Origin of the sequence: Actinomyces massiliensis 4401292 (genome assembly GCF_000269805.1) — a bacterium.
Classification (GTDB): Bacteria; Actinomycetota; Actinomycetes; order Actinomycetales; family Actinomycetaceae; genus Actinomyces; species Actinomyces massiliensis.
Map to the genome: position 1 here is coordinate 1,539,333 of NZ_JH711481.1, position 25,331 is coordinate 1,564,663.

Sequence of the window (25,331 nt, forward strand, 5' to 3'; positions counted from 1 at the left end):
GGGCGGTCCTGATGACCCTCGAGATCGCACTGAACGCAGCGAACGCAGTACTCCCCGCCGCTTCTGAGGGCGGCGAGGAGAGCGGCAACATGCTGCTGCCGGAGACCTCCGACCTCGTATGGGGCACAGTCGCCTTCGTCATCATCGCGGTGGTGCTCCTCAGATACGCCCTGCCCCGCTTCACCAAGGTCCTCGATGAGCGCACGCGCCGCATCGAGGAGGGCCTCGAGCTGGCCGATAAGGCCAAAGAGGACCAGACCAACGCCGAGCTCAAGGCCGCGCGCCTGGTCGAGGACGCCCGCCGCGATGCCGCCAAGATCCGCGAGGACGCCCAGGCCCAGGCCCAGGAGATCGTCGCAGCCGCCCGTGAGGCGGCCCAGGGCGAGGCGGGCAAGGCACTGGACGCCGCCGAGCGCCAGATCCAGGCGGACAAGCAGGCCGCTCAGATCAGTCTGCGCACCGACGTCGGGCTGCTGGCCTCCTCCCTGGCCGAGAAGATCGTCGGCGAGCAGCTCAAGGACACCGAGCTGTCCGCACGGGTCATCGACCGCTTCCTGGACGATCTCGAGGCGGCGCCCAGTGGTAGGCAGAGCGTCGCCCCGACCGGTGAGGGAGCAGTCCGGTGAGGACCGGGACCGCCACCAGTCGCGCCGTCGCCGCCGAGGCCTGGGACCCGGTCCTGGCGTCGGCCGGTCCGCAGGCGCAGGAGCTCGGCGAGCAGATCCTCGTCCTGGCTCATGAGGTGGCCGTCAAGCCGTTGCGCGGGCCTCTGACCGACCCCGGCCGCACGTCCGACGACAAGGCGCTGCTGGTCGCTCGTCTCTTCGCGGGACGGGTGGATGAGCGCGTTGTCGCCCTTCTGCAGGCGCTTGTTCGCGGGCGCTGGTCCCATCCGGTCGACCTCATCACCGCTCTGCACGACCTGGGCATCCAGGCCATTCTCACCGGAGCGCGCGCCGGCGGCACCCTCGACGACGTCGAGCAGCAGCTCTTCGCCGTTCAACGGGTCCTGGCCGACAACCGGGAGATCCGAGAGTCTCTCGAGCCCTCCCGGCGCAGCCGTCAGGACGATCGCGTCGACCTGGCCCGTCACCTGTTCGCCTCGCATATCTCGGCCCCGGCGATGAGCCTGGTGATCTGGTGCGTGCGGCATCGACCGGGGATCACGGCCGGCGGGGTGCCGCACAACCTGCGCCGGGTCACCGAGCTGGCCGCCGCCCTGCAGAATCGCACGATCGCCGACGTCGTCACCGCCATCCCGATGACGAGGGTCCAGGAGGCGCGCCTCCGCGCGGTCCTCGCCCAGCGCATCGGCACCGACATCGAGCTCAACATGAAGGTCGACCCCTCCGTCATCGGCGGGGTCAGGGTCTCCGTGCGCGACCTCGTCATGGATTCCACCGTCCGCAGCACCGTCACCGGACTGCGCAACCGGTTGACGGGCTGAACGCCCGCCCTCAGACTTCCGGCGCCCCGCAGGCGCCACCCAGCAGCACACAGCAAGGAGACGACAGATGGCAGAGCTGACCATCAGGCCGGAGGACGTCCGTTCGGCCCTGGACGAGTTCGTCGCGTCCTACAAGCCGGCGCAGGTCGCGGCGGAGGAGGTCGGTCACGTCGTCTTCGCCGCCGACGGCATCGCCCACGTCGAGGGCCTGCCCGGCGTCATGGCCAACGAGCTCCTCACCTTCGAGGACGGCACCGCCGGCCTGGCGATGAACCTCGACGAGCGCGAGATCGGCGTCGTCGTCCTGGGCGACTTCGCCGGCATCGACGAGGGGCAGACCGTGCGGCGCACCGGCGAGGTCCTATCGGTGCCGGTCGGCGACGGCTATCTCGGCCGCGTCGTCGATCCCCTGGGGCGCCCCATCGACGGCCTGGGCGCGATCCCCGCCGAGGGCAGGCGCGCCCTGGAGCTCCAGGCCCCCGGCGTCATGGCCCGCAAATCGGTCTACGAGCCGCTGCAGACCGGGTTGAAGGCCATCGACTCGATGATCCCGATCGGCCGCGGCCAGCGCCAGCTCATCATCGGCGACCGCAAGACCGGCAAGACCGCCATCGCGCTGGACACGATCCTCAACCAGAAGGCCGTCTGGGAGACCGGCGATCCCGCTCAGCAGGTGCGCTGCATCTACGTCGCCACCGGTCAGAAGGGATCGACGATCGCCTCGGTGCGCTCCGTCCTGGAGGAGCACGGCGCCCTGGAGTACACCACCATCGTCGCCTCCCCGGCCTCCGATCCCGCCGGGTTCAAGTACCTGTCCCCGTACACCGGCAGTGCCATCGGGCAGCACTGGATGTACTCCGGCAAGCACGTGCTGATCGTCTTCGACGATCTGTCCAAGCAGGCCGAGGCCTACCGAGCCGTCTCGCTGCTGCTGCGCCGCCCGCCGGGCCGTGAGGCCTACCCCGGTGACGTCTTCTACCTGCACTCCCGCCTGCTGGAGCGCTGCGCCAAGCTCTCCGACGACCTGGGCGCGGGCTCGATGACCGGCCTGCCGATCATCGAGACGAAGGCCAACGACGTCTCGGCCTACATCCCCACCAATGTCATCTCCATCACCGACGGCCAGATCTTCCTCCAGTCCGACCTGTTCAACTCCGACCAGCGCCCCGCTGTGGACGTGGGCATCTCGGTCTCCCGTGTCGGCGGCGCCGCGCAGGTCAAGGCCATGAAGAAGGTCGCCGGTACGCTCAAGATCACCCTGGCGCAGTACCGCTCCATGCAGGCCTTCGCCATGTTCGCCTCCGACCTGGACGCCGCCACCCGCCAGCAGCTGACTCGCGGGGAGCGTCTCATGGAGCTGCTCAAGCAGCCCCAGTTCACGCCCTACCCGGTCGAGGAGCAGGTGGTCAGCGTATGGACCGGGACCAACGGGTATCTCGACGATCTGGATGTTGACGACGTTCTGCCCTTCGAGACCGCCCTTCTCGATCGTCTGCGCCGCAACACCGAGATCCTTGACACCATCCGGGACAGCGGCACCCTCGACGAGGAGGCCGAGAAGTCCCTGCGCAAGGCCGTGGAGTCCTTCCGCACCACCTACCTGTCCGGGGACAAGATGCTCTCCAGCGAGGTCGCCGCCGCCGAGGACGAGGCTCCCGCCGAGCACACCGCCGAGCAGATCGTGCTCAAGAGGGGCTGACGTGGCAGGCAACCAGCGCGTTTACAAGCAGCGCATCCGATCCACCCAGACCCTTCAGAAGGTGTTCCGGGCCATGGAGCTCATCGCCTCCTCCCGGATCGGTGCCGCACGCCGCAACGCGCAGGAGGCGAGTCCCTACGACCACGCCCTGTCCGAGGCCGTGGCCGCCGTGGGCACCTACGCGCGCCTCGATCACCCGATCATTCAGGAGCGCACCGACACCAACCGCGTGGCCGTGCTCGTGGTCACCTCCGACCGCGGCATGGCCGGGGCCTACTCGGCGACCATCCTGCGCGAGTCCGAGCGGCTCATCGACCAGCTGATCGAGGACGGCAAGGAGCCGGTGATCTTCACCTTCGGGCGCCGCGCCCACTCCTACTTCACCTTCCGCCGGCGGGAGGTGGAGTACTCCTGGGTGGGCCAGTCCGATCGCCCCACCGATACGGCCATCGATGAGGTGGCCACCATGCTCCTGGAGTACTTCCTCCTGCCGGCCTCGGCCGGAGGAGTGGGCTCGGTCCACATCGTCTTCACGCGCTACGTCTCCATGGTCTCTCAAGTCCCCGAGGTCCGCCGCATGCTGCCGCTGACCGTCGTCGATGTCGATGGCCCCGGGCAGATCAACCGGGAGGACATCGTCGCGACCCAGCCCCGGGTCCACCCCGAGGCGTCGGGGGCCGAGCCGCTGTACGAATTCGAGCCCTCCGCCTCCGAGGTCCTCGACGGCCTGCTCACGCGCTACGTCCGCTCGCGCATCCGCAACTCCCTGCTCCAGGCGGCGGCCTCCGAGCTCGCCAGTCGCCAGCAGGCCATGCACACCGCCACGGACAACGCCGAGGACCTCATCATCACCTACACCCGCCTGGCCAACGCGGCGCGCCAGGGCGACATCACCCAGGAGATCACGGAGATCGTCTCGGGTGCCGACGCCCTGGGCGCCGAATAGACCGCGCGGGTCAGACCCCAGCTTCTGGCAGAACGGACACGGAAGAACGCATCATGGCTGACACCACCACCCCCGGTACCGGGCGCATCACCCGGATCATCGGCGCCGTCGTCGACGTCGAGTTCCCGCCGGACGCGATCCCCGCGATGTACAACGCCCTCAAGGTGACCATCCAGGCGACCGGCGAGGGCGAGGAGCCGCACGAGATCACTCTCGAGGTCGCCCAGCACCTGGGGGACAACATCGTGCGCACCATCTCTCTGAAGCCCACCGACGGCCTCGTGCGCGGCTCGGTGGTGCACGACACGGGCGCCCCCATCTCCGTGCCCGTCGGCGACATCACCAAGGGGCGCGTCTTCAACGTCACCGGTGAGGTCCTGAATCTCAACGAGGGGGAGCATCTGGAGATCTCCGAGCGCTGGCCCATCCACCGCCAGCCCCCGGCCTTCGACCAGTTGGAGTCCAAGGAGCAGATGTTCGAGACCGGCATCAAGGTCATCGATCTGCTCACCCCCTACGTGCAGGGCGGCAAGATCGGTCTGTTCGGCGGCGCCGGCGTCGGCAAGACGGTCCTCATCCAGGAGATGATCCAGCGCGTGGCCCTCAACCACAACGGCGTGTCCGTCTTCGCCGGGGTCGGCGAGCGCACCCGTGAGGGCAACGACCTCATCGTCGAGATGGACGAGGCCGGGGTCTTCGACAAGACCGCCCTGGTGTTCGGGCAGATGGACGAGCCGCCGGGCACGCGTCTGCGGGTGGCCCTGTCCGCGCTGACCATGGCGGAGTACTTCCGCGACGTCCAGCACCAGGACGTGCTGCTGTTCATCGACAACATCTTCCGCTTCACCCAGGCCGGATCCGAGGTCTCCACGCTGCTGGGCCGCATGCCCTCGGCCGTGGGCTACCAGCCCAACCTCGCCGATGAGATGGGTCTGCTTCAGGAGCGCATCACCTCGGCCGGAGGCCACTCCATCACCTCCCTGCAGGCCATCTACGTGCCCGCTGACGACTACACCGACCCGGCTCCGGCCACGACCTTCGCCCACCTGGACGCCACGACCGAGCTGTCGCGCGAGGTGGCCGCACGCGGCATCTACCCGGCCGTGGACCCGCTGGCCTCGACCTCTCGCCTGCTCGCGCCGCAGTACGTGGGCCGGGAGCACTACGAGGTCGCCACCCAGGTCAAGTCGATCCTCCAGAAGAACAAGGAGCTCCAGGACATCATCGCGATCCTGGGCATCGACGAGCTCTCCGAGGAGGACAAGGTCACCGTGGGCCGGGCGCGGCGCATCGAGCAGTTCCTGTCCCAGAACATGTACATGGCGGAGAAGTTCACCGGCGTCCCCGGCTCCACCGTGCCCGTGTCCGAGACCGTCGAGGCCTTCAAGCGCATTGCCGACGGCGACTACGACCACCTGCCCGAGCAGGTCTTCTTCAACATCGGCGGCATCGAGGATCTCGAGCGTCGGGCGGCCGAGAGCACGGCGGCCTGACATGCCCGGGGCGCTGACTGTCGAGATCGTCTCCCGCACCGGGGGAGAGGCCTGGAGCGGCCAGGCCGGGCAGCTCACGGTCCCGCTGGCCGATGGCGAGCTCGGAATCCTGCCGGGGCGCCAGCCGATTCTGGCGATCGTGGGTCGCGGCGCCGTGCGCATCGTGCCCGTCGATGGGGAGGCCTTCGAGGTCCCGGTGGCCGGCGGCTTCTGCTCGGTGAGCCATGACACCGTCACTGTGGCGGCCGATGCCGCGGGGGACGGGGCCGAGGACGCTCCAGTCAGCGATGTGCTGGCCGAGGCCGTGGACCTCCCGGACCTCCCTGATATCGAGGATTGATCGGGGACCAGAGCGCATGATGGGACATCCGGTCTGGACGGCGGCAGGCGCCTCGGCGCTGGTCGTGCTCGTCCTGATCGGGGTCTTCATCGTCCGCTTGCGTCGCCTGGCCGGGCGCGTCGGCTCCTTCGAATGCGCCTTGCGCCGCCCCGGGCGGAACCGCTGGATGAGCGGCATCGCCACCTTCGGCGGAGATTCGGTGGAATGGACGCGACTGGTCTCGCTGTCCGTGCGACCGCGTTACCGCTTCGAGCGCGCCGACATCGAGCTCGGTGGAGTCAGCCATAGGGGTGCGGAGGGCAATATCGTCGATGTCGAGTGCGTCTACCGCGGTGAGCGCTTCGATCTGGCGATGGTGGAGGACTCCCACTCCGCGATGGTCGCCTGGCTGGAGTCCGCGGCCCCGACGCAGCCCAAGCTTCTGTAGCTGTAGCCTCTGTGAGCCTGTCGAGCCCTATCCGGAGCCCTATCCGCGGGTCGCGCGCATGGAGACGACGTGGACGAGGTGCTCCAGCGGACCCCGGGCCCACACGGCGAACCAGGCCATGGCGAAGGCGATGAATCCTGTCGACATGACGGCCCACAGCAGGTTGTCCTCAGCGTCGGTGGTGAAGGTCAAGGCGTTGAGCGCCCAGATGGCGGCCACGTGCCCGCAGTAGACGGTCAGCGACATCGACCCCACGGCGGCCAACGGGGCGACCACCCAGCGCAGGCGCCGGGAGACGAGCTGGAGGAGGGCGATGACCAGCATGGCCGTGCCGCCCGAGCCCACCGCCTCGAAGGTCGTGTCGGTGTGCGGTCCCGCGGTGGCCAGGGCTTTCGCGTTGAAGGGGGCGGGATTGACGGGCTGTCCCCCCATGCGGTTCATGCCGCTCATGTCGTTCGCATCACCGCTCCCGGTGGTGATCCCGGTGCTGCTGTCGGTCGTATCAGCCGCCGTCGCGTCTGTCGCGTCCCTCCCGTCCGTCGTGTTCGCCGATTCCGAGTCCGAGTCCGAGTCCGAGGGCGGTTGCGCGGTATCCGGTGCTGCAGGGCCGTCGGCCTGCCCGCCCCGCGCTCGATTCGCGCCGATCTGCTGCGCGGACCGACTCTGCCCGTTGACGCACTGCTCGGCGTCCGCGGGGGAGACCAAGTGGTAGGCGTCGGGCTTGTCCGGATTGACGACCCGGCTGACGCTCCAGCCGGCGCCGTAGCCGATCACGGCGCACAGTGCGCCGACCGCGGCCAGGCGCCACAGGTTGCGCGAGCGCGACCAGTCCAGGCGCGACAGGCCCAGCCCCAGGAAGATGTAGGCCATCCACAGCGCGCCGGGGTAGAACCCGGTGATGAGGAAGGAGACGACGGCGGCATTGCCGTCCCCCGACGTCGGGTAGGCGGTCATTCCCAGGTGACTCAGAGCAACGGGTGTGCCGAGCTTGATGACCGGCCCGACCACTGCGATGACGGCCGCCAGGATGAACAGATTGCGGGGACGCCAGCTCAGGACGGGCAGGGCCAGGGCGAACCAGGCGGCGTAGTAGCCCAGAATGACGCCCACCGGCGGGCCGAGCAGAGCCAGGCCCGTGCCCATGGCCAGCAGCAGTGCTGAGCGCACGAGTATTCGCAGCCGGGTGCGGATCAGCGCCTCGCCCGTGTGGGGGCGGGCACGGCCGGACATGATGCCGAGCGAGAATCCGGCGATGACGGCGAAGAGCACCGCGGAGCGCCCGTGCGCCTGGTCGAGCACGCCGGACAGCGATGTCAGCCCGCAGGTCGTGAAGCCCACGTGCGCCGCCATCATGCCGAGCAGCGCCAGTCCTCGGGCGGCATCCAGCCCTCCCAGGCGGTTCGGACCGGCGGTGCCGGTGAGGTAGGCGCCGCGTCGTCGGGGCAGGATCCACCCGTAGCGCAGCGCGTCCGAGTGCGCAGCCGACGGCTGCCCGGCGGATACCCCCGGGGCAGGGGCGGTGTTGGAAGGCGTAGATGTCACGAAGAACATCACTAGCAGTCCTCGGGTAAGCACAGCGTTAACGGGCGGGGGCGCCGGTAAGGCGCCGTTAGAACGCCGTTGATGGGCGGGGGAGCTCCGGACCTGTAGGCTGCCGGGGTGCGTGTCGTCATTGCCAGCTGCTCCGTGGACTACTCCGGGCGCCTCGACGCCCACCTGCCCCGGGCCACCCGCCTCATCATGGTCAAGGCGGACGGCTCGGTCCTCGTGCATTCCGATGGAGGCTCCTACAAGCCCCTGAACTGGATGAGTCCGCCCGCCCGGCTCAGCGAGATCGACCCCGATGATGAGGATCGCGAGGCCGGCGTCGTCGCCCGGTGGGAGGTCGCGGCCGCCAAGACCGATGATCGGCTCGTCATCCGCATCTTCGAGATCCTCTCCGACGCCAGCGCGGATCTGGGCGTCGATCCGGGGCTGACCAAGGACGGGGTCGAGGCTCACCTCCAGGAGCTCCTCGCCGAGCAGATCGAGGTCCTGGGCGCCGGTTATCGGCTCGTGCGGCGCGAATACCCCACGGCCATCGGGCCGGTGGACATCATGGCCAAGGACGCCGACGGCGGCTCGGTGGCCGTCGAGCTCAAGCGCGTGGGCGGTATCGATGGCGTCGAGCAGCTGAGCCGCTACCTCGAGCTGCTGAATCGCGACCCGGTGCTGGCTCCTGTGCACGGGGTCTTCGCCGCCCAGACCATCAAGCCGCAGGCCCGGGTGCTGGCCGAGGACCGGGGCATCCGCTGCGTCGTGCTCGACTACGACGCCATGCGCGGCATGGACGATCCCGGCGCCCGCCTCTTCTGAAGCGTCTGAGCTGTTACTGGGAGCCTCCTCATGGCAGCCAAGCCCGCCAGATCAGCCAGACCGGCGAAGTCGACCAGGCCTGCTGCCTCCGCCCTGCCGCGTCAGGTGTCGCTGCTGCGGATCGTCGCCCACGGGCTGATCGAGGCAACCGCCGCGCCGACGCCCGTCGAGGCCGTGCGCCGCCAGCTCGCCGTTCAGGGTCAGCAGGTCTCCGCAGTGCCGCACGCCCTGATCGTGCGCACCTCGACCAGTACCGGCAGCGATGTGGTGGACGCCTTCGAGCGCGGGGACCTGGTCCGCTCCTGGCCCATGCGCGGCACCGTCCACATCACCGCCGCCTCGGATCACCACTGGCTGCGCGCGGCGCTCAGGCACCGCATGGATGCGTGGACGCGCCGCTCGGAGTCCGAGTTCGGCGTCGACGGGGCCCTGTGCGAGCGCGCCGCGGAGGCTGCTCTCGCCGTGATCGGGCGGCGCGGGCCGCTGTCGCGCTCCGAGTTGCTGGAGGTCTGGAGCGAGGCCGGCCTCATGGGCCCCTTCCAGGGTGCGAACGTCTCGTCCTACCGGCGCCGTCACCTTCTGGTCCGCCTCCAGGCCGAGGGGGTTCTGGTCCAGGGGCCGCGGACCGGTAACGAGCATCTGGTGATCGACGCCGGTCGGCTCCCCGATGCCGACAGCGGGCCGGTCGGACCCGGGGTCGGCCGAGGCGGTCCGGGGCACGCTGCGGCTCTGGCCGAGATCGCCCGTCGTTACGCCACCAGTCATGGACCCGTCAGCGCCGATGACCTGGCCAGGTGGACGACCCTGCCCAAACGGGAGGCCGCCCGGGCGCTGGAGGACGCCGTGGAGGAGACCTGCGCCGCGGACTACGGCGTCGATGCGGCCTCGGCCCGGGTGCCCCTGGTGCGCGCGGTCGTCGAGGGTGGGGCGCGCGGAGGTCTGCGAGTCCTGGGGGTCGGGGAGCGGGTGCCGTCCGCGGGCCTGCTCTACCTGCGCGCCGATCTGCTCGAATTGCTCGACGCCGGCCTCGGACGGGCCCGGGCGGCGCGCTTCCTGCCCTCCTTCGATGAGCTTCACGTGGGCTACAAGGATCGCAGCTGCTTGACCGATGCCTCCGGCGAGCGACTCATCTGCCCGTCGTCCAACGGCATGTTCCGCCCGCTCCTGGTGGATCGGGGGCGGCTGGTGGGCGTGCGGCCTGTGGGCGAGGGCGTGCTCTGGCTGGGTGGGAATGCGCCTTCGGCCCGGGTCGAGCGCGATACGGCTCGGGCGGTGGCCGCCGTCGAGAAGCGCCTGGCGCGGTAGGGGCGTGCTGGGGGCGCCCGGCGGAGGCGTGCGGTAGAGGCGTGCAGCGCTCTGCAGTCTGTGCAGCCTGCTAGCCCGCCCTGTTGAGCCTGTTGAGGCTGTCGAGATTGACATTCTCGAACGAGATCGACGGTCACGCCGTCGATCTCGTTCGAGAAAGTCGACCTCGACGCCGGGGATCTCTCCCGCGAAGGAGTTTGCAGATCAAACCTACGGAGGTATCCTTCTCTCATCAGTTTGAAATGCAAACTCATCTGTGAATGCGAGGAGTTCAAGTTATGGAACGTCTGTCCAGAAGCGGCTCGAGGCGGCGGTCGCCGTCGGTGGGGAGTAAGTGCAGTGTTGGCACCGCTGGCAGTACTAGCACCGCTGGCACCGCTGGCAGTGTTGGCAGTGTTGGCACCGCTGGCACTGCCTCTACTGCGGATGCAGCCGCCACCGCTACAACTGCTGCCGGCGCGCAGTACGTGATGGAGTGGGAGGGGGTGTCCAAGCGCTATCCGGGTGCCGATGCGCTCGCCCTCGACGACGTCTCCTTCTCGGTCCGCCCCGGTGAGATCGTCGTCCTCGTCGGCCCCAATGGCTCGGGCAAGACCACGGCCATGGAGATGGTCTCCGGTCTGCGCCTGCCGACCGCGGGCAAGGTTCGCGTCGCCGGCCGGGAGGTGCGGCCCTCGGGGGAGCAGCGGATGGTCGTCGGCGTTCAGCTCCAGGAGGCGGGCCTGCCTCGGCGGCTCAAGGTCGGTGAGGCCATCCGCGCCGTGGCGTGCCTGTACGACGATCCCGGGCCGGTTGAGCAGATCGTCTCCCAGCTCGGCCTGAATGACTATATGACATCGTCGGTCGGCTCCCTGTCGGGCGGGTGGCAGCGGCGCCTGGACGTCGCCCTGGCCTGCATCGGCCGTCCCCGCGCCCTGGTCCTGGACGAGCCGACCAGTGGGGTCGATCCGGTGGCGCGGGCGGAGCTGTGGGAGTTCCTCAGGCGGCGACGCCACGAGGGCACGGCGGTCCTGGCCTCGACGCACGATCTGAGCGAGGCCGAGGCCTATGCCGACAGGCTGCTGGTGCTCAACCAGGGCCGCCTGGTTCTTCAGGGTCCGGTCGAGGAGGTGCTGGGGCTCGCCGGCGGGCGGTGGAGGCTGCGCCTGATCGGAGTCGATGCCGCTGTTGATGCCTGGGCGCGGTGTCACGATGTCGAGTTCATCGGCGGCGGCGACACCCGAGTCCTCGTGGGCTCCAAGGAGGAGGTCGTGCGGGTCGGCGAGCAGGTCGAGGCCGCCTATGAGCGCGGCGAGCTGGGCTACCAGGACGTGCTGCGCGGACCGATCCGTCTCGAGGACGTCTTCACCCATGCGGTGACCGTCGGCGCAGCCGATGCGGAAGGGCGGGAGGCACGATGAACCAGTCCATGAAATCCGCGAAGTCCCAGAAGAAGTCCATCGGCCGGAGTGGGAGAACAAGAGCGATGGAGAATGCAGTTCAGCCCCTTCAGGCCCGGCAGCCCCGTCTGTCCCGGCCCGCACCCTGGTGGCGGATCCTGCTCGTGTGGGCGCGCCAGGAATTCATGCTGCTCCTGCGCGAGCCCGTCGCGGTGTTCTTCTCCCTGGCGTTCCCGCTGATCATATATGTCTTCATCGGTATTCCCTACGGCTCCACCGAGATCGCCCCCGGCGTGCACTTCATTGACGCCATGTTCTCCTCCCTCATCCTGACCGTGGCGGCCAACCTCCTGCTCATGGGTCTGCCGATCTACCTGGCCGAGCTGCGGAGTCGGGGTGTGGACCGGCGATACGCGGTCCTGCCTCTGCCGGGCCGACTGTTCGCCTCGGGCGTGCTGGCCTCCATGCTGATTCTGCTGGCCGGCTCCTCGGCGGTCATCGTCATGGTGGTCGGGCTGCGCGACGGCCTGCGGAACAGTCTGTGGAGTCCCGTCTATCTTCTGCTCCTCATCGGCTCGATTCTCTGGCTGTCGGCGCTGGGGTTTCTCATCGGGGCACTGCGCGTCTCAGCCCGTACCACCCAGGCCCTGTCCGCCGCGATCTTCTTCATCATGTTCTTCGGCTCGGGCGCGGCCGTGCCCCTGGAGGGCCTGCCCGAGATCCTTCAGAAGGTCCTGGAGTGGAATCCGCTCAAGCAGTGGCTCGACGTCATGGTCGGGGTCTACACGGGCACCGGGGCGAGTCGCACCGAGTGGCTGCGACTGCTCCTGGCCCTGCCCATGACCACGATCTGCGCCCTGGGCGGCCTGCAGCTGTGGAAGCAGAGGGGCTGATGAGCGTGCCATCCTCGTCGTCCCGGCCCAGTCGTCTGCCCTGGTCCAACCGGCCGAATCGGCCGGACCGCTCGAGCCGGCCAGACCGCTCGAATCGGACCGGTGTCGCTCCGCTGTGGCGCGCGCCGCTGCGAATCCGCCTCGGTCTGGGTGCGGCGGTCGCCTGCCTGGTAGTCAGACTGCTCGAAGTGATCGCTCTCCTGATCTCCCCCGAGGGGATTCCCGGGTGGCTGCCCGCCGCCCGCAGCTGGACGTATCTCTGGGTCATCCTCGGCTGGCTCGTGTCCAGCGCGGTCATGCTCTGCGCGCGCCATTGGGTCGGCGCGGTGTCGGCGGCCTGGCTGTTCATCATGTCGTCGATCGGCTCTGTCAGCTTGCTCAAGAGAGGTCATGTGATCCTGGGGACTCTGGAGCTCGTGGTCTGCGCCGTCGGGCTGGGCGGCCTGCTCCTGGCGGTTGCCGCGGGCGCATTCCGCAGGCGCGGCGGGGAGACGCGGTGAAGTGGGCGCGGCGATTGTGACTCACTCGGTCAGCAGACGTCAGACGTCCGGAGGTACACTCCGGGTATGAGCAGCGTTGCCACGGCCCTGCGAGGGCGAGTCGTCACTCCCGTCGAGATTATCGAGGATGGCCTGGTCGTTGTCGCCGAGGGGCACATCCCATGGGTGGGGGCCGCCGCCGAGGCCGAGCGCGCCGGTTGGGGCGACCTGCTCGCCGACGCCGTGGTCGCCCCCGAGAGCGGCTACCTGCTGCCCGGCCTCGTCGACGTCCACTGCCACGGCGGCGGCGGGGAGTCCTTCCCCAATGCCGAGACCGCGGATCAGGCCATGGTCTCCATCCTGGAGCACCGCCGTCACGGCACCACCAGCCTGGTGGCCTCCTGCGTCACCGCGGCCGCCGACGTCCTGAGGGCGCGCGCGTGCGTCCTGGCCGATCTGTGCGACGCGGGCGAGCTCGCCGGCATCCACTTCGAGGGGCCGTTCGTATCGGTGGAGCGCTGCGGCGCCCAGGACCCCACCTACATCATCGCGCCCGATGCGGCCCTGACCCGCGAGCTCATCGAGCTCGGCCGCGGGCACGTGGTCACCATGACGATCGCCCCGGAGAAGCCCGGCATCACCGGCGGCGACGGCGTCGTGGCCGCGCTGATCGACGGCGGGGCCCTGCCCTCCTTCGGGCACACCGACTCCGAAGCCGCTCCGGTGCGCGCGGGACTGGCCGACGCCTCGGCCCGACTCGCTGCGCGTGTCCGTTCCGGCCAGCCGGTGCGTTCGACCCGCTCCACCGCCACCCACCTGTTCAACGGTATGCGGCCCATGCACCACCGCACGCCCGGCCCGGTGCCGGAGTTCCTCGCCGCCGCCCGGCGGGGGGAGTGCGTCCTGGAGATGATCGGCGACGGCGTCCATCTGGCCCCGGAGATCGTCCTGGACATGTTCGAGACCCTTGGGCGGGAGAACGTCATCCTGGTCACCGACGCCATGGCGGCCGCGGGCATGCCCGACGGCGACTACGTGCTGGGGCCCGCCGCGGTCACGGTGGCCGATGGGGTGGCGCGCCTGACCGAGGGCGGTGCGATCGCCGGGGGCACCGCGCACCTGATCGATGTCGTGCGCACCACTTGGCGCGGTGGGGTCGATCTGGTCGATGCCGTCTACGCCGCTTCCTGTCAGGGGGCCGAGGTCCTCGGCGACGACTCGATCGGGGCCCTGGAGCCCGGCAGGTGGGCGGACCTGGTGGTTACCGATGCCGATCTCGCGCCCGTGCGCGTCCTGCGTCGTGGCGAGGTCGTCGTCTGAGGGGTAACGCCTAACGCCGAGATCGGTCGTAACCCGCGCCGAGATCGGTCGTAACCCGCGCCGAGATCGGTCGTATTCCGCCTCGAGATCGGTTGCGCTGTCGCCGATCTGCTGCTCGCCGACGGTTTCGAATTGTGGCATGTGGCCTTTGTCCCCGAGTTCGTCGTGCGTGCCTCGACGTCGGGTCGGCCGGGCCGAAATCGAACCGATCTCGAGCCGGAACTCGACCGATCTCGGTATGGGGTGTGGATGGGTAGGCCTGGCGGGTGTGGTTGCCATCGGTGTTGCACATGGGAGACTGGGGTCTCTGCGGAGTGGGGGCTGGTTTTTGTTGGAATGACGGGCTTATCCGGCGAGCGTCGTGTGCGGCGGTCGGGCTCCCATGTGCGGTGAGGGGGGTCTGCGCATATGGGAGTGGGATTGTGGTCGTTGCTGACGGCGCTGTTCCGCATGATTCCGCGGTTTCCCCCGGCGCGGAGTGCGCGCGAGTGTGCAACATCGGCCGCCCCGGCACATGCGGGTATCAGCAGAGCCGTCCCGCGGCGGTGCAACCCGGCTCATATGCTCTCCAGTCCCGAGACCACCCCACCCGAGACACTCACAGACACCCATCCCGTTCCAGATGTACTGACGCACCACAATCTCGACGCGGAACCGGACCGATCTCGACGCGGATTACGACCGATCTCGGCACAGGTTTCGACCGATCTCGAGCCGGAGCTCGACCGATCTCGGCACGGGTTTCGACCGATCTCGAGCCGGAGCTCGACCGATCTCGGCACGGGTTTCGACCGATCTCGACGACACAGGGAGTGCCTCAGCTCTGCACAATGATCAGCTCGTCGAAGTCGGCGTCGCAGTGGCTCGCCGTGTCCGAGGGGGTGAAGCAGCGGTCCAGCGATGCATTGTGGCTTCGGACCTACCGGCAGGGCGCTGTGTCTGCCCGGCTCGCTTGAGCGGCCGGTCGTCGGGGCTCTCGGGTTGAGGCGTCCTCGTTGTTTTGCTGTTGTCGTCTCTGCTGTCCCTGCTGGTTTCACCGCCCTCGTCCCGCCCCGCGGCGATCACCGAGGAGATGGCGTCCCGTGAGGCCGCCAGGGTCTCGATCGACGCCTGGATCCGGGCCTGTTCGCGCTTGAGATCATTGACGGTCTCCTCGCAGATCGGGGCGAGGCGGCCTGCGCGCTCGGTCAGGCACGGCAGGACGGTGCGGATGGTCGCGGTGCTGAGGCCGGCGTCGAGCAGCTGTCGGATGCGGCGGGCCACCTCGACGTCCTGGCTGCTGTAGTCCCGGTAGCCGGAGGCGTTGCGCGCGGGCACGAGGAGCTTCTGCTCCTCGTAATAGCGGAGAAGTCGAGTGGGGATGCCCGTGCGGTCGGTGACTTCGGAGATGCGCATGTGGGCTGCCTCCCGTCGGGCGATGATCGGTTGATGCCCGGGCATCTTGCCCTCACATTGATGTGAAGGTTGATCCTATCAGGGTGAATGCCGAGCAGTCCTCTCCCGACCGATCCGATCCATCCGCCGCCCAATCCGCCGCCTCGTCCGTCACCTCCGCCGCTCGGTCCCGCATCGGGCGCGCCGTCGTCCTGGCCGGATTCGTGCTTCTGGTGTTCTGCACGGGCACCGCCGAGTACCTGGTATCCGGAGTCCTCCCGCAGCTCGCCGCCGACGTCTCCGTCAGCATTGCGGCCGCCGGCCAGATCGTCACCGCCTACGCACTCGGAGTCGCGATCGGCGGACCCGTCGTCACCGCGCTGACCGCCCGCCTGCCGAGGAAGCGCCTGGCCCTGGCGCTGGGGGCGGTCTTCATCGCGGGCACGGCGATCACCGTGATCGCGCCGTCCTACGCGTGGGTGATCGCGGGCCGAGTGGCCTCGGCATGCAGCCAGGCCACGCTATTCGCCATCGGCCTGACCACCGCGACGGGCCTGATGGGGCAGGCGCGGCAGGGACGGGCGATCGCGATCGTCGGCTCCGGGCTCACGATCGCCACCGTGCTCGGCGTCCCGATGGGCGCCCTGCTGGGTGGCAGTACGAATTGGCGGATGCCGTTCGTCATCGTCGCCGCGGTCGCTGCGCTCGGAGTGCTGCTGCTCGCGACGGCCATGGAACGTACCCCGGCCCCCACCACCGGCGTGGGCGATGAGATCCGGACGCTGCTGCGCGCTCCGGTCCTGCTCGCGGTCGCGACCACGACCATCGGCTTCGCCGGCGTCGGCCTCGTCTTCACCTACCTCGCGCCCCTGCTCTCCGAGGTGACCGGAATCGCCGCCGGGACGATCCCCGGTCTCCTGCTGGCCTACGGAATCGGCGGCTTCATCGGCAATCTGGTCGCCGGGCGCCTGGCCGATCTCTCCGTGAGGGCAACGCTTGTCGGGGTGCTCCTCGCGCTGATCCTCACCCTGGCGGTCTTCCCCCTTCTGGCCCCGCGCCCGGCACCGATGATCGGGGCCGTCCTGATCCTGGGCCTGCTCTCGACCGCCACGATCGCACCGCTGCAGTCACTCGTGCTGCACCATGCCGGAGCCGCGCCGACCCTGTCGCTGGCCGTCAACGTGGGCGCCTTCAATCTGGCCAATGCGATCGGGGCCGCTCTCGGCGGACTGGGCGCCGCTGCGGGGCTGCTGCGCTGGAGCGGATTCGGGGGCGCGCTCCTGGCGGCGGCCGGTCTGGGCCTGGCAGCTGCCGCCCTCCGCATGGATCGCGAGGCCCGCTAGGGCCGGTCGGACGATCACGCGCAGGAGATCGCGGTCGTAACGGCTGCGCCCGCGAGTATCAGAATGATCAGCGCGCCGATAGCCCTTCCCACGGGGTGCCCGAGGTTGATGGTGGTGCCGATGCCGGCTCGCTTGGGCACGATGAGCGAGGGATCCTCCGGATTGATGTAGAACATGCCTCCGAGCCACAGGGCGTCGTGTCGCGCGACATCGACGGCGTCGCCCCCAGTGCGACTCCAATGACGAGACTGGCGGTTCCGAGAGTGAGAGTGAGGGCGAGCATCAGGGCCTTCTGCCCACGGGGGAGAGCGTGTCGAGGCATCGGGCTGCGCTGTCCAGGATGCTCTGCTCGGTGCGGCCGTGGGCCAGGGCCTCGGCTAGCAGGATGCGCAGCCGCTCCTCCCAATGTGCGGTGCTGTGCCGGTCTGCGGCGGGGGCGGGAGAGATGACCGTGCCCGACTTCGCGTTGGTGACCACCAGTCCCTCGGTGCGCAGGAGCTCGTAGGCCTTGGAGACGGTGGCCGGGTTGATGGCGAAGGCCGAGGCGAGCGTGCGCACGGATGCGAGGCGGTCGCCCGGGCGCAGCTCGGATCGGGCGATGCCCTCGACGACGCGGTTGCGGATCTGCTGATAGACCGGGGTGGGGGAGAGCGGGTCGATCTCGATGTCTATGATGAACTCCCTTCTGTGCTATCTGTATGAGTAATAGTAGGACAGAGTGTGGTGTTGGCGCTTACTGCGCTCATTTGCCCCTTCCTGCACGGCTTGAAGAGGCGCAGCAAGGGGGAAATGAGCGTAGTAAGCGATGGGTGGTGCGGAAGCTGCCCCGCCTCAGCCCTCCAGGCCGAGCAGTCGGCGGGAGTAGACCGCCTGGCCGGAGTGCTGGGCGGCGTCGTCGATGATGGAGGCCAGCCGTGAGGCGCGGGTGACCGGCGGCTGCCAGGAGTGGTCGATGACCTCGTCGAGGGATGCCGGGTCCAGGCCGGTCAGGTAGTCGCGGATGAGCGCGTAGGCGGCGTCGAGGTAGTCGGTCAGGACGGCGAGGTCGCTCACGCGCACCAGGGCAGCCTGCTCGGGCGCGTGGCGCCAGTCCTCGGTGTCGTCGGGCAGCGGCAGGGCGAAGCGCTTGCTGAAGCCGGCCGAGGTCCACAGTGCGTCAGTGCCGGCCAGGGCCGAGACCTGCAGGTCGATCTCTCGGGCCGTGTGCCAGGCGAGCCAGGTCAGGGAGTCGATGCGCGGCGCGGTCGTCGGGGCGGGCTGGGTATTCGCCTGCTCGACGGTGACGCCGTCCAGGGCGCGGTCGAAGCGCTCGCGGGAGCGGTCCAGAGAGGCGGTCAGGAGGGTCGGCCAGGGGGTGGCGTTGGTGCTGCTGGTGGGGGTGTCTGTGGGGCGTCCGCTGCTCTCGCTCATGCCTCCACCGTATGCCGTCTGCGACGGGCTGCGGAGGGGGCCGCGCTGGGGCCGGGGCTCGGGCCGGGGCTCGGGCCCGGCCCGCACTTTTAAGGGGGCCGTTTTCGTGTCTCACCCCGATCCTATTCTGTTGTCATGTTCGAGAGCCGGGGTGCTGCTGGGCCGTCCGCGGAGGTCGCCGTGGGCGGTGCTGGTGGTGTGCTGCTGTCGGGCGGTGTCGGCTCGGATGCGTTGGCGGGCTTGTCGGGGATGGTGCCGGGTCCCGGACTGGCGGCTGCGATCGAGCGGTTGGTGGAGCCTTTGCTGGTCTCGGTTCCGGGGGCCGACGGCGCTGCTGGCGGCGGTGACGACGGCGGGAGTGCATCCGGTGCCGGGGCTGCTGGGGCTGACGATGACGGTGCCGGCCTTGTCGGGGACGTCGTGGATCCGGGTGAGCGGGCTCTGGCGGATGCCGCCCGGGCGCTGGTCGTCGACGGCGCCGGGTCCGATGTGCTGGTGGGCTTGGGTGCGGACGTGCTGAGCGAGGCAGTGGCGGCGTGCGGTCGTCTGGCCAGTTGGGCGCAGTGGGCTCAGGCGGTGGTGGCCGAGTGCCTGGCGCGGTGCCCGGATATGAGCGGTGAGCCCTGGATGCCCTCGCGCGATGATCAGTGCTGCGATGGCGGATCTCAAGGGGATGCTCGGGGCCGGGCCGATCGTGATGGCCGGGAGCAGAGTCGATCGGCGTCGTCTGGGGCGTATGCGGCGGGGCGCTGGAACGCCGTCAGTGAGATCGCGTGTCGTCTGGGCGTCTCGCGCACGCGGTCCTCTCACCTGGTTGATCGGGGAGCAGGACTGTTGGACGGCCGTTTGAGGGCGACTTCCGGGCTGCATCGAGTGGGATTGTTGGATGAGTCCAAGGCCGGTCTGCTGGTACGCCGCCTGGTGGAGGAGCCCGCCGTTGTGGCTGAGGCGGTGCAGGAGCGGGTAGTGGGGCGGGCCGTGCACCGCACGAGTGCTCAGGTGGGCAGGGATGTGGATAAGGCTCTGACGGCTTTGGATCCCGATGGGACCAGTGCCCGGGCCAGGCGTCATAGTGCGGGGCGTCATGTGACTCGGCCTCGCGAGGCGGGTACGGGGGTGTGCGAGATGCGCATACTCATGCCCCGCCCCGATGCGTTCCTGGTGGACGCCACCCTGGACGCCATCGCCGCCTCGGCGCGTGCGACGGGGGATCGGCGCACTCTCGGGCAACTGCGCGCCGACGCCCTGGTGTCAATGAGTCTGCACGCCTTGAAGTCCAGTCAGCATCGAGCCGCTGCTCAGTCCTCCGGGGCGGAGTATGCCGCCTTCGCAGCTGCGGATGAGCCCAGGGCTGCGGGCGGAGGAGGGGTCGCGGGTGTGGATGCGATGAGGGCTGTAGATCCAGCGGCCCCAGCGGACTCAACGGCACCCGCGGACCCAGCGGATCTGATGCCCGACGGCGTTCCGCTTCGAGGGCTGTTGACCGCTCTTAGCGACGTGGTCGGCCATACCGCCCCGTGGTGGATGCCCTCGGGTGCCGCTCCCGTGGTCCTGCCGCCGGGGTTGACGGTCAATGTGGACGTCACCGTTCCCCTGGACCACCTGGTCGACCTTCTCGAACCTGAATCGACCGGGAACGATTCATCCGAAAGCTGTCGGGCTGTCACCGCTGCGCCCGGCAGTGGGCCGTCCGGTGGTGGAGTGCTCGGCGGTGGGCTGCCCGGTCACGGAGCGCTCGGTGGCAGGCCTCCGGATGACGGGCCGACCGGTGGTGCGTCTCTAGATGGCGGGCCGCCTGGTGACGGGCGGTCCGATCGCCCCGGTGGTGGAGTGTCCGGTGGTGGCCCCCAAGACAGCAGGTCGCCCAGTGACGGAGCGCTCGGCGGTGGGTGGCCTGGTGGCGGGCCGTCCGATCGCCCCAATGAGGGGCCGTCCAAGTGCGGACTACCAGGCCTTGGCCGCGTTGATTCCGCTGTGCTCGAGGGCGGTTCGCCTGGCAGACGCCTCTCTGAAAGCGGCTCGCGTGGTTTCGCTGCGCCTATTTCAGGATCGACTGATTTCGGTCTGCCCATTTCCGAGTCGCCTGGCCCTGCAGAAGATGCGAGGGCGCTTAGGCCGTCCGTCGCTGTCCAGACCGTGCAGACTGCGCAGACCGTGGAGGCCTCCCTGGGCACGGCCGGGAGGAGTGTGCCCGTACCCGCCGTGGTCGCCAGGGCGCTGGCCGCCGGTGGGACCTGGCGTCGTCTGGTCACCGATCCCGTCTCGGGCACTGTGGTGGATGTGGGCCGTACCCGCTACCGGCCGCCCGCCGCTCTGGCCGATCTGGTGCGCGCTCGCGATGCCGCGTGCACCCACCCCGGTTGCGACGTGCCGGCGCGCGGCTGCGACGTGGACCATATCGTTCCGTGGGCCGGTGGCGGCATCACCTCCTACGAGAACCTGACCTGCCTGTGCCGAGCGCACCACCGACTCAAGCACACCCCCGGCTGGGCACTGACCCGCACCTCCACCGGTGCCCTGATGTGGCGCACTCCTACCGGTGCCCGCTACCACCGTGCACCGGACGGTACCGTTACCATGCTGCCCCGCCGCACCGGACCCCGTCAGCAGGTTCGTCCTGCGGTCCGTGTGCCCGACGCCCTTGCAAAGGACATCACGCCCGCGGTCTTCGACCGCTTGGCCAAAGGACTTGCCGAGTCCGATCCTGCCGGGCGCAAGACAGTACCGGTGTTAACGACTCGGGGTCCCCGTCCTGGCCAGAACCCCGGTGACTTCGAAACCGTCCCTTACTCTCGAGCCCTCCACGAGCTCGGTCTGACTCCGCTGCTCGACGCCATCCCACCCTTCTGAGACACCTTCTGGAACAAGTCAGGCCCAAGAGGGCGGTCGCGAAGCAGCCGGCCGCTGGCTCCCTCCGTCATTCAGGCGAAGACGACGGTGCGCTGCCCATTGAGCAGCACGCGATGCTCGGCGTGCCAGCGCACCGCCTGGGCGAGCACGCGGCGCTCGACGTCCTGCCCCTTGGCGCGCAGGGTCGCCACTGTGTCCTCATGAGCGGCGCGAGTGACGTCCTGCTCGATGATCGGCCCCTCGTCCAGATCCGCCGTCACGTAGTGGGCGGTCGCGCCGATGAGCTTGACGCCCCGCTGATGCGCCTGACGGTAGGGGTTGGCGCCCTTGAAGCTGGGCAGGAAGGAATGATGGATGTTGATGACGCCCCCGTGCAGGCGCTCGCACAGGGCGGGGGAGAGGATCTGCATGTAGCGCGCCAGCACCACCAGCTCGACGTCGAGCTCGCCGACCAGCCGCAGCAGCTCGGCCTCGGCCGCCTCCTTCGTCTCCCGCGTGACCGGAATGCAGGTGAAGGGCGCCCCGTAGAACTCTGCGACGGGCCGTAGGTCCTCATGATTGCCGACAACGCCCACGACGTCGATCGGCAGCCCCTGACTACGTGCCCGGAACAGGAGATCGGTCAGGCAGTGCCCCTCCTTGCTCACCATGATGAGGGTGCGCAGGGGCCGCCCGACCTCATCGAGGCTCCAGGTCATCGTGTAGGTCTCGGCGAGCTCGGCGAGATCCTTCTCCAGCTCCTCGCGCGGAACCGTGGTCATGACCTGGACGCGCATGAAGAACAGGCCGGAATCCTCGTCGCCGAACTGCTTCGACTCAGTGATGTTCCCACCGCGGCGCGCCAGCACCCCGGAGACGGCGTGGACGATGCCGGGCCGGTCAGGGCAGGACAGCGACAGGACGAGATGGGCGGGATCCGAAGCGGCCGGGGAGGCTGGGGAGACCCCCGACGGGGCGGACGGCGTGGCGGGCGTGTTCATGGCACGCAGCCTAGACGCCGTTGCTCTCACGTGCCGTCACGTGCCCTGCCCGGATGCATGCCGTTCGGAACCTCGGCGGTGAGGAATGATCGGCGCCGCCCGCCGGCCCCGGCATCTGGGAGCCTCTTCACGTGCCGTCATGTGCTCCGCTCGGCAGCGCGCTCGGCCTTCCGCCTTCGGCAGCCCGCCTCTCGCCTTCGGCCGCCCGCCTCGCCCCGTAGCGCAGCGCCCCCACTCCGCCGATCGCGCACAGGCCGATGACGATCAGCCCGACTCCTCCCACGCCGTCGGCGCCGCCCACAGCCGTCTCCCCATAGGCCGGATCCAGCGTCTGAATCCCCACAGCTGCGGTGATGAGGGCCATGAGCCCCACGGAGACCGCCTGGCCGACCCGCTCGCCCCCGGACCCGCCGTGGAGCGCCGCAATGAGCGAGTTAGCCGTGAAATAGAGGCCCACGAGCACACTGAGAGCCTCGATCGTGTCGTTGAAAAGCCCCTCGGAGACGAACAGCAGGCCGGTCCAGGCCACTGACGCGACCGTGACCACCGCCGTCGCCCAGGACGTGCGCCTCAGCGCCCCCGCCCAGGAGGGGACCTCGCCGGCGTCGGCCATCGCCTCGATCCCGCGGGCCGTGGGGATGAGCGTGGAGCCCAGGCTCATGACCGCCGAGGAGATCACGGCGATCCCGACGACCGGATTGCCGGTCACGGGAGTCGGATCGACGGTGCTGTAGGCCGTCCCGCCGACCACGGAGAAGGCCACCAGGGCCGCCATGGTCAGTACCGTCACGCGCTGGGGCGCGCCGACGGCGGTGTGCTCGGTGAGCGCGAAGATCGCGTCGAAGCCCCAATAGGCGAAGACCGCGAGCAGGACCGCGCGGAACCAGTCCAGCGGCGATCCGGTCACCGGCGCCAGGTGCACCGCGCCCCCCGCCACGAGCACGACGCACACGATCGTCGCGCCGATCCCGGCGATCACCGCCAGGTACTGCAGCACCGCCATGACGCGCAGCTTGTACAGGTCGATGACGGCGGCGACGGCAGTCAGCGCCGCCGCCAGGAGCGCCTTCACCGGTGTCGGGGCGGACCGGGCCAGAAGGTCGGCGGCCACATAGGCCATTCCCGAGGTGGCGATGATGCCCGTGGACGCCAGGCAGAACCCGGCGAACCAACCGGTGCGGGGCAGGCGCCGTCGCACCCAGGTGTAGACGCTGCCCTTGTGCGGGTCCCGCCGATCGTTGGCGCTCATGCCCTGGGCCACGAGGGCCGCAGGTATCGCCGCCACGATGTACACGACGGCGGTGCCCGAGCCGACCAGTGCGGCGATGAGCGGCGCGGTGACCATGATCGAGTACCACGGCGCGGTCGCGGACAGGGCCAGGGCGGTGCCCTGGGCGATGCTCAGGAGAGGCTGAGGCGCCCGGGATGACCGGGAAGTCGACTGAGAGTGCGGGGGCGAGTACGGCGATGCGGGTCCCAGTGGGGCTCCTCAGATGCGGATCCGGTTGGGCACGAAGCGGCAGTAGTAGTCCGTGATAGGGCCGTCGGACTCGCGGATGCCCAAGCCGTAGCACTCCTCGCCCACCATCCAGGTCCCCAGCACCGGGCGGTTGTGCGGGTGATCGGAGCCGGGGAAGTCGGGCAGCTTGCAGAACTCCTGGATGACGTAGCCCTCGACGCCCCAGCCCCCGGGCTGGACGATGTGCCTGCCCTCGCCGTGCAGCTCGATGTTCGCGCCCTCGCGGGCGTGCAGCGGCTTGATGACGTACTCGGACATGCCCATGGTGTCGTGTCGCGCGCGGGCGTCGTCGGGGTACATGTAGGTGGGGATGAGATTGGCGTGACGCGGGTAGAGGTACCACAGCGCCGCGGACAGCGCCTTGGTGGACAGGAACATCGTCCAGGCGGGCTGGAACCAGTAATCCGGCTTGAGGGAGCAGATGGCCGACCCGAACTCCTCGAACACCATCTCCTCCCACGGGTAGAGCTTGAAGATCGCCTCGAGATGGAGGTTCCCCTCATCGGTGAAGCGTGCATTCTCCCGGTCGAGGCCGATCTGCTTCATCTCCACGAGCTTGCTCTTCAGGCCCGCCTGCACGGCGGTGTCCATGATGTAGCCCGTGGTCATGAGGTCCTCGCCGGAGTCATCGGCGTCGGTGTAGGCGAAGTGGTACATGTGGGGGCGGACGCCGTGGCGCTCGCCCAGGTGGTCGTCGATGCGCTTCCACTGGGCGATGAGCTCCTCGTGCAGGCCGTTCCACTGGTCGATGCCCGTCATCCCCGCCTTGAGGTGGACGTCCTCGTGCCAGTACCACTGGATGAGGGCGGCCTCGAGCAGGCCGGTGGGGGTATCGGCGTTGTACTCCAGCATCCGCGGCGGGCGGCCGTCATTGCCGGAGTAGATGAGGTCGAAGCGCGAGTAGAAGGAGGGATCGTCGCGCTCCAGGGAGGCCTTGGCGTACTCGACCGCCTCGCGCGGGATGCCCAGGTTGAAGGGGGAACCGGGCTTGAGGCACTCCTCGGCGAGGAATCCGGCCGCGTCCCTCGCCATGAGGTGGAGATTCTCGCTGGCCATCTCCAGGGTGTCCACCTCGGTCATGGTGAGCTCGTAGCAGGCGTGCTCGTTCCAGTAACTGGTGGTGACGCCCGTGATGGGATCGGTGGTGTCGGAGAAGACGAGGCCCTGGAGCGCGACGGTCTCCCGCCAGCCCTGGCGCGGCGACATCGGGATGCGCTGCACCGTCAGGACCCCGATCCGTGTCCGGAGCCGGAGCCGAAGCCTCCGCGGCTGGTGCCCGAGCCGCGCGAGTAGGAGCCGCCCGAGCGCTTGGAGGTGGTGACCTTGCTGCTCGAGGGCGGCTTGGAGTCGCTGTAGCCGGAGGGCACCTTCTCGCCGACCGCCGGAGCAGTCACCGAACTGCCCCTGGAGGTGGGTATGTAGACCCAGTGCGGGTGAGAGGAGCCGTGTGACGTGCTGGAGGAGTCGTCGCACTTGTCGTCGTCGGTGCGCTGGTCGGTGCTGGGGTCCTTGCAGACCTTGACGTAGTCGGCGTCGGTGCTGCCGCTCATGGAGGAGCAGCCCGTCAGCCCGCCCACCCACAGCGCCGCGGCCGCCGCGGTCACGGCGGAGACCACCACCCGCTGACCTCGATTCCTCGCGCGCATCCTTCTCCCTTCCCCCACCTCGTGCAGTGCCGCGGCTGCCGCGGCTGGAGTGCCCGACGCCGGTGAGTGCGGGTCCCAGCGTAGGGCGCGCCACCGCCGTCGACAACGGCAGCAGTCCCCATGGTT

The 25,331-nt window shown here is 69.3% G+C and carries 24 protein-coding genes; 15 read left to right on the forward strand and 9 right to left on the reverse strand.

Annotation, left to right across the window (positions count from 1 at the left end; genetic code table 11):
• The first annotated feature begins 11 nt into the window (after positions 1–11).
• The 7 genes from W5W_RS0106580 to W5W_RS0106610 all read left to right on the forward strand — a co-directional run bounded on the left by W5W_RS0106580 (position 12) and on the right by W5W_RS0106610 (position 6,352).
• Positions 12–626 (forward strand): F0F1 ATP synthase subunit B, encoded by a 615-nt coding sequence (locus W5W_RS0106580; RefSeq protein ID WP_017194814.1) that lies wholly within the window; start codon positions 12–14, stop codon positions 624–626.
• The gene (locus W5W_RS0106585) at positions 623–1,447 is read left to right on the forward strand and encodes a F0F1 ATP synthase subunit delta (protein WP_017194815.1); all 825 of its coding nucleotides are present in this window, start codon (positions 623–625) and stop codon (positions 1,445–1,447) included. Before W5W_RS0106580 ends, W5W_RS0106585 begins: the two co-directional genes overlap by 4 nt.
• A 67-nt stretch (positions 1,448–1,514) precedes the next feature.
• Positions 1,515–3,146 (forward strand): F0F1 ATP synthase subunit alpha, encoded by a 1,632-nt coding sequence (gene atpA / locus W5W_RS0106590; RefSeq protein WP_017194816.1) that lies wholly within the window; start codon positions 1,515–1,517, stop codon positions 3,144–3,146.
• Position 3,147: 1 nt separating this feature from the next.
• Positions 3,148–4,092: a F0F1 ATP synthase subunit gamma gene (locus W5W_RS0106595; protein ID WP_008732547.1), complete on the forward strand. Its 945-nt coding sequence runs from the start codon at positions 3,148–3,150 to the stop codon at positions 4,090–4,092.
• A 53-nt stretch (positions 4,093–4,145) separates the two neighbouring features.
• Positions 4,146–5,585 carry a F0F1 ATP synthase subunit beta gene (gene atpD, locus W5W_RS0106600; RefSeq protein ID WP_008732543.1) on the forward strand — a complete coding sequence of 480 codons (1,440 nt, stop codon included), beginning with the start codon at positions 4,146–4,148 and terminating at the stop codon, positions 5,583–5,585.
• 1 nt (position 5,586) lies between these two features.
• A complete protein-coding gene (locus W5W_RS0106605) occupies positions 5,587–5,925 on the forward strand; it encodes a F0F1 ATP synthase subunit delta/epsilon (protein WP_008732550.1) in 339 nt (112 codons plus the stop codon).
• Positions 5,926–5,941: 16 nt separating this feature from the next.
• The gene (locus W5W_RS0106610; protein WP_008732549.1) at positions 5,942–6,352 is read left to right on the forward strand and encodes a DUF2550 family protein; all 411 of its coding nucleotides are present in this window, start codon (positions 5,942–5,944) and stop codon (positions 6,350–6,352) included.
• A gap of 39 nt (positions 6,353–6,391) precedes the next feature.
• Here W5W_RS0106610 and W5W_RS0106615 read toward each other — a convergent pair whose 3' ends face one another.
• Complete coding sequence (locus tag W5W_RS0106615) at positions 6,392–7,903, reverse strand: DUF418 domain-containing protein (protein ID WP_017194817.1); 1,512 nt, start codon at positions 7,901–7,903, stop codon at positions 6,392–6,394.
• A gap of 108 nt (positions 7,904–8,011) precedes the next feature.
• Between W5W_RS0106615 and nucS the strand changes: the two genes are divergently transcribed.
• The 6 genes from nucS (at position 8,012) to W5W_RS0106645 (ending at position 14,083) form a co-directional block, all read left to right on the forward strand.
• Positions 8,012–8,707 carry an endonuclease NucS gene (gene nucS / locus W5W_RS0106620; protein WP_017194818.1) on the forward strand — a complete coding sequence of 232 codons (696 nt, stop codon included), beginning with the start codon at positions 8,012–8,014 and terminating at the stop codon, positions 8,705–8,707.
• Between the two features lie 30 nt (positions 8,708–8,737).
• On the forward strand, positions 8,738–10,012 hold the full coding sequence (locus tag W5W_RS0106625) for a DNA glycosylase AlkZ-like family protein (RefSeq protein WP_017194819.1): 1,275 nt from the start codon (positions 8,738–8,740) through the stop codon (positions 10,010–10,012).
• Positions 10,013–10,497: 485 nt separating this feature from the next.
• Entirely contained in the window at positions 10,498–11,412 is a 915-nt protein-coding gene (locus W5W_RS0106630) for an ABC transporter ATP-binding protein (RefSeq protein ID WP_017194820.1), read from the forward strand.
• Positions 11,413–11,477: 65 nt separating this feature from the next.
• A complete protein-coding gene (locus W5W_RS0106635) occupies positions 11,478–12,284 on the forward strand; it encodes an ABC transporter permease (RefSeq protein ID WP_017194821.1) in 807 nt (268 codons plus the stop codon).
• Positions 12,284–12,784, forward strand: coding sequence for a hypothetical protein (locus W5W_RS0106640; RefSeq protein WP_017194822.1), 501 nt, complete (start codon positions 12,284–12,286; stop codon positions 12,782–12,784). Before W5W_RS0106635 ends, W5W_RS0106640 begins: the two co-directional genes overlap by 1 nt.
• Positions 12,785–12,850: 66 nt before the next feature.
• Positions 12,851–14,083 (forward strand): N-acetylglucosamine-6-phosphate deacetylase, encoded by a 1,233-nt coding sequence (locus W5W_RS0106645; protein WP_008729576.1) that lies wholly within the window; start codon positions 12,851–12,853, stop codon positions 14,081–14,083.
• Between the two features lie 834 nt (positions 14,084–14,917).
• Here W5W_RS0106645 and W5W_RS16440 read toward each other — a convergent pair.
• Entirely contained in the window at positions 14,918–15,478 is a 561-nt protein-coding gene (locus tag W5W_RS16440; protein WP_008729593.1) for a MerR family transcriptional regulator, read from the reverse strand.
• An 83-nt stretch (positions 15,479–15,561) separates the two neighbouring features.
• Here W5W_RS16440 and W5W_RS0106655 point away from each other — a divergent pair, with 83 nt between their 5' ends.
• Positions 15,562–16,800 carry an MFS transporter gene (locus W5W_RS0106655; protein WP_154650258.1) on the forward strand — a complete coding sequence of 413 codons (1,239 nt, stop codon included), beginning with the start codon at positions 15,562–15,564 and terminating at the stop codon, positions 16,798–16,800.
• A gap of 14 nt (positions 16,801–16,814) precedes the next feature.
• Here the strand turns inward: W5W_RS0106655 and W5W_RS16370 are convergent, their stop codons facing one another.
• The 3 genes from W5W_RS16370 to W5W_RS0106670 all read right to left on the reverse strand — a co-directional run bounded on the left by W5W_RS16370 (position 16,815) and on the right by W5W_RS0106670 (position 18,210).
• On the reverse strand, positions 16,815–16,976 hold the full coding sequence (locus W5W_RS16370; protein ID WP_008729569.1) for a DUF5808 domain-containing protein: 162 nt from the start codon (positions 16,974–16,976) through the stop codon (positions 16,815–16,817).
• A gap of 106 nt (positions 16,977–17,082) precedes the next feature.
• Entirely contained in the window at positions 17,083–17,475 is a 393-nt protein-coding gene (locus tag W5W_RS0106665; RefSeq protein WP_338009603.1) for a GntR family transcriptional regulator, read from the reverse strand.
• 156 nt (positions 17,476–17,631) lie between these two features.
• On the reverse strand, positions 17,632–18,210 hold the full coding sequence (locus tag W5W_RS0106670; protein WP_008729548.1) for a DinB family protein: 579 nt from the start codon (positions 18,208–18,210) through the stop codon (positions 17,632–17,634).
• A gap of 135 nt (positions 18,211–18,345) precedes the next feature.
• Here W5W_RS0106670 and W5W_RS14760 point away from each other — a divergent pair, with 135 nt between their 5' ends.
• Positions 18,346–21,060 carry an HNH endonuclease signature motif containing protein gene (locus tag W5W_RS14760; protein WP_238533273.1) on the forward strand — a complete coding sequence of 905 codons (2,715 nt, stop codon included), beginning with the start codon at positions 18,346–18,348 and terminating at the stop codon, positions 21,058–21,060.
• 71 nt (positions 21,061–21,131) lie between these two features.
• Here W5W_RS14760 and purU read toward each other — a convergent pair whose 3' ends face one another.
• The 4 genes from purU to W5W_RS0106700 all read right to left on the reverse strand — a co-directional run bounded on the left by purU (position 21,132) and on the right by W5W_RS0106700 (position 25,205).
• The gene (gene purU, locus W5W_RS0106680; protein WP_017194826.1) at positions 21,132–22,040 is read right to left on the reverse strand and encodes a formyltetrahydrofolate deformylase; all 909 of its coding nucleotides are present in this window, start codon (positions 22,038–22,040) and stop codon (positions 21,132–21,134) included.
• Between the two features lie 127 nt (positions 22,041–22,167).
• On the reverse strand, positions 22,168–23,385 hold the full coding sequence (locus tag W5W_RS0106685; protein WP_017194827.1) for an APC family permease: 1,218 nt from the start codon (positions 23,383–23,385) through the stop codon (positions 22,168–22,170).
• Between the two features lie 144 nt (positions 23,386–23,529).
• Entirely contained in the window at positions 23,530–24,765 is a 1,236-nt protein-coding gene (locus W5W_RS0106695; RefSeq protein ID WP_017194829.1) for a glutathionylspermidine synthase family protein, read from the reverse strand.
• A gap of 17 nt (positions 24,766–24,782) precedes the next feature.
• Positions 24,783–25,205 (reverse strand): hypothetical protein, encoded by a 423-nt coding sequence (locus tag W5W_RS0106700; RefSeq protein WP_029574133.1) that lies wholly within the window; start codon positions 25,203–25,205, stop codon positions 24,783–24,785.
• Positions 25,206–25,331: the final 126 nt, after the last annotated feature.

What these genes read in the sequence shown, in the direction of transcription:
- W5W_RS0106695 (WP_017194829.1), bottom strand. Translation starts at nt 24,765, where the DNA reads ATGTCGCCGCGCCAGGGCTGGCGGGAGACCGTCGCGCTCCAGGGCCTC.
- W5W_RS0106635 (WP_017194821.1), top strand. Translation starts at nt 11,478, where the DNA reads ATGGAGAATGCAGTTCAGCCCCTTCAGGCCCGGCAGCCCCGTCTGTCC.
- W5W_RS0106700 (WP_029574133.1), bottom strand. Translation starts at nt 25,205, where the DNA reads ATGCGCGCGAGGAATCGAGGTCAGCGGGTGGTGGTCTCCGCCGTGACC.
- atpD (WP_008732543.1), top strand. Translation starts at nt 4,146, where the DNA reads ATGGCTGACACCACCACCCCCGGTACCGGGCGCATCACCCGGATCATC.
- W5W_RS0106625 (WP_017194819.1), top strand. Translation starts at nt 8,738, where the DNA reads ATGGCAGCCAAGCCCGCCAGATCAGCCAGACCGGCGAAGTCGACCAGG.
- W5W_RS0106670 (WP_008729548.1), bottom strand. Translation starts at nt 18,210, where the DNA reads ATGAGCGAGAGCAGCGGACGCCCCACAGACACCCCCACCAGCAGCACC.
- W5W_RS16440 (WP_008729593.1), bottom strand. Translation starts at nt 15,478, where the DNA reads ATGCGCATCTCCGAAGTCACCGACCGCACGGGCATCCCCACTCGACTT.
- W5W_RS0106685 (WP_017194827.1), bottom strand. Translation starts at nt 23,385, where the DNA reads ATGGTCACCGCGCCGCTCATCGCCGCACTGGTCGGCTCGGGCACCGCC.
- purU (WP_017194826.1), bottom strand. Translation starts at nt 22,040, where the DNA reads ATGAACACGCCCGCCACGCCGTCCGCCCCGTCGGGGGTCTCCCCAGCC.
- W5W_RS0106605 (WP_008732550.1), top strand. Translation starts at nt 5,587, where the DNA reads ATGCCCGGGGCGCTGACTGTCGAGATCGTCTCCCGCACCGGGGGAGAG.
- W5W_RS14760 (WP_238533273.1), top strand. Translation starts at nt 18,346, where the DNA reads ATGTTCGAGAGCCGGGGTGCTGCTGGGCCGTCCGCGGAGGTCGCCGTG.
- W5W_RS0106580 (WP_017194814.1), top strand. Translation starts at nt 12, where the DNA reads ATGACCCTCGAGATCGCACTGAACGCAGCGAACGCAGTACTCCCCGCC.
- atpA (WP_017194816.1), top strand. Translation starts at nt 1,515, where the DNA reads ATGGCAGAGCTGACCATCAGGCCGGAGGACGTCCGTTCGGCCCTGGAC.
- W5W_RS0106645 (WP_008729576.1), top strand. Translation starts at nt 12,851, where the DNA reads ATGAGCAGCGTTGCCACGGCCCTGCGAGGGCGAGTCGTCACTCCCGTC.
- W5W_RS0106615 (WP_017194817.1), bottom strand. Translation starts at nt 7,903, where the DNA reads ATGTTCTTCGTGACATCTACGCCTTCCAACACCGCCCCTGCCCCGGGG.
- W5W_RS0106610 (WP_008732549.1), top strand. Translation starts at nt 5,942, where the DNA reads ATGATGGGACATCCGGTCTGGACGGCGGCAGGCGCCTCGGCGCTGGTC.
- W5W_RS16370 (WP_008729569.1), bottom strand. Translation starts at nt 16,976, where the DNA reads ATGTTCTACATCAATCCGGAGGATCCCTCGCTCATCGTGCCCAAGCGA.
- W5W_RS0106640 (WP_017194822.1), top strand. Translation starts at nt 12,284, where the DNA reads ATGAGCGTGCCATCCTCGTCGTCCCGGCCCAGTCGTCTGCCCTGGTCC.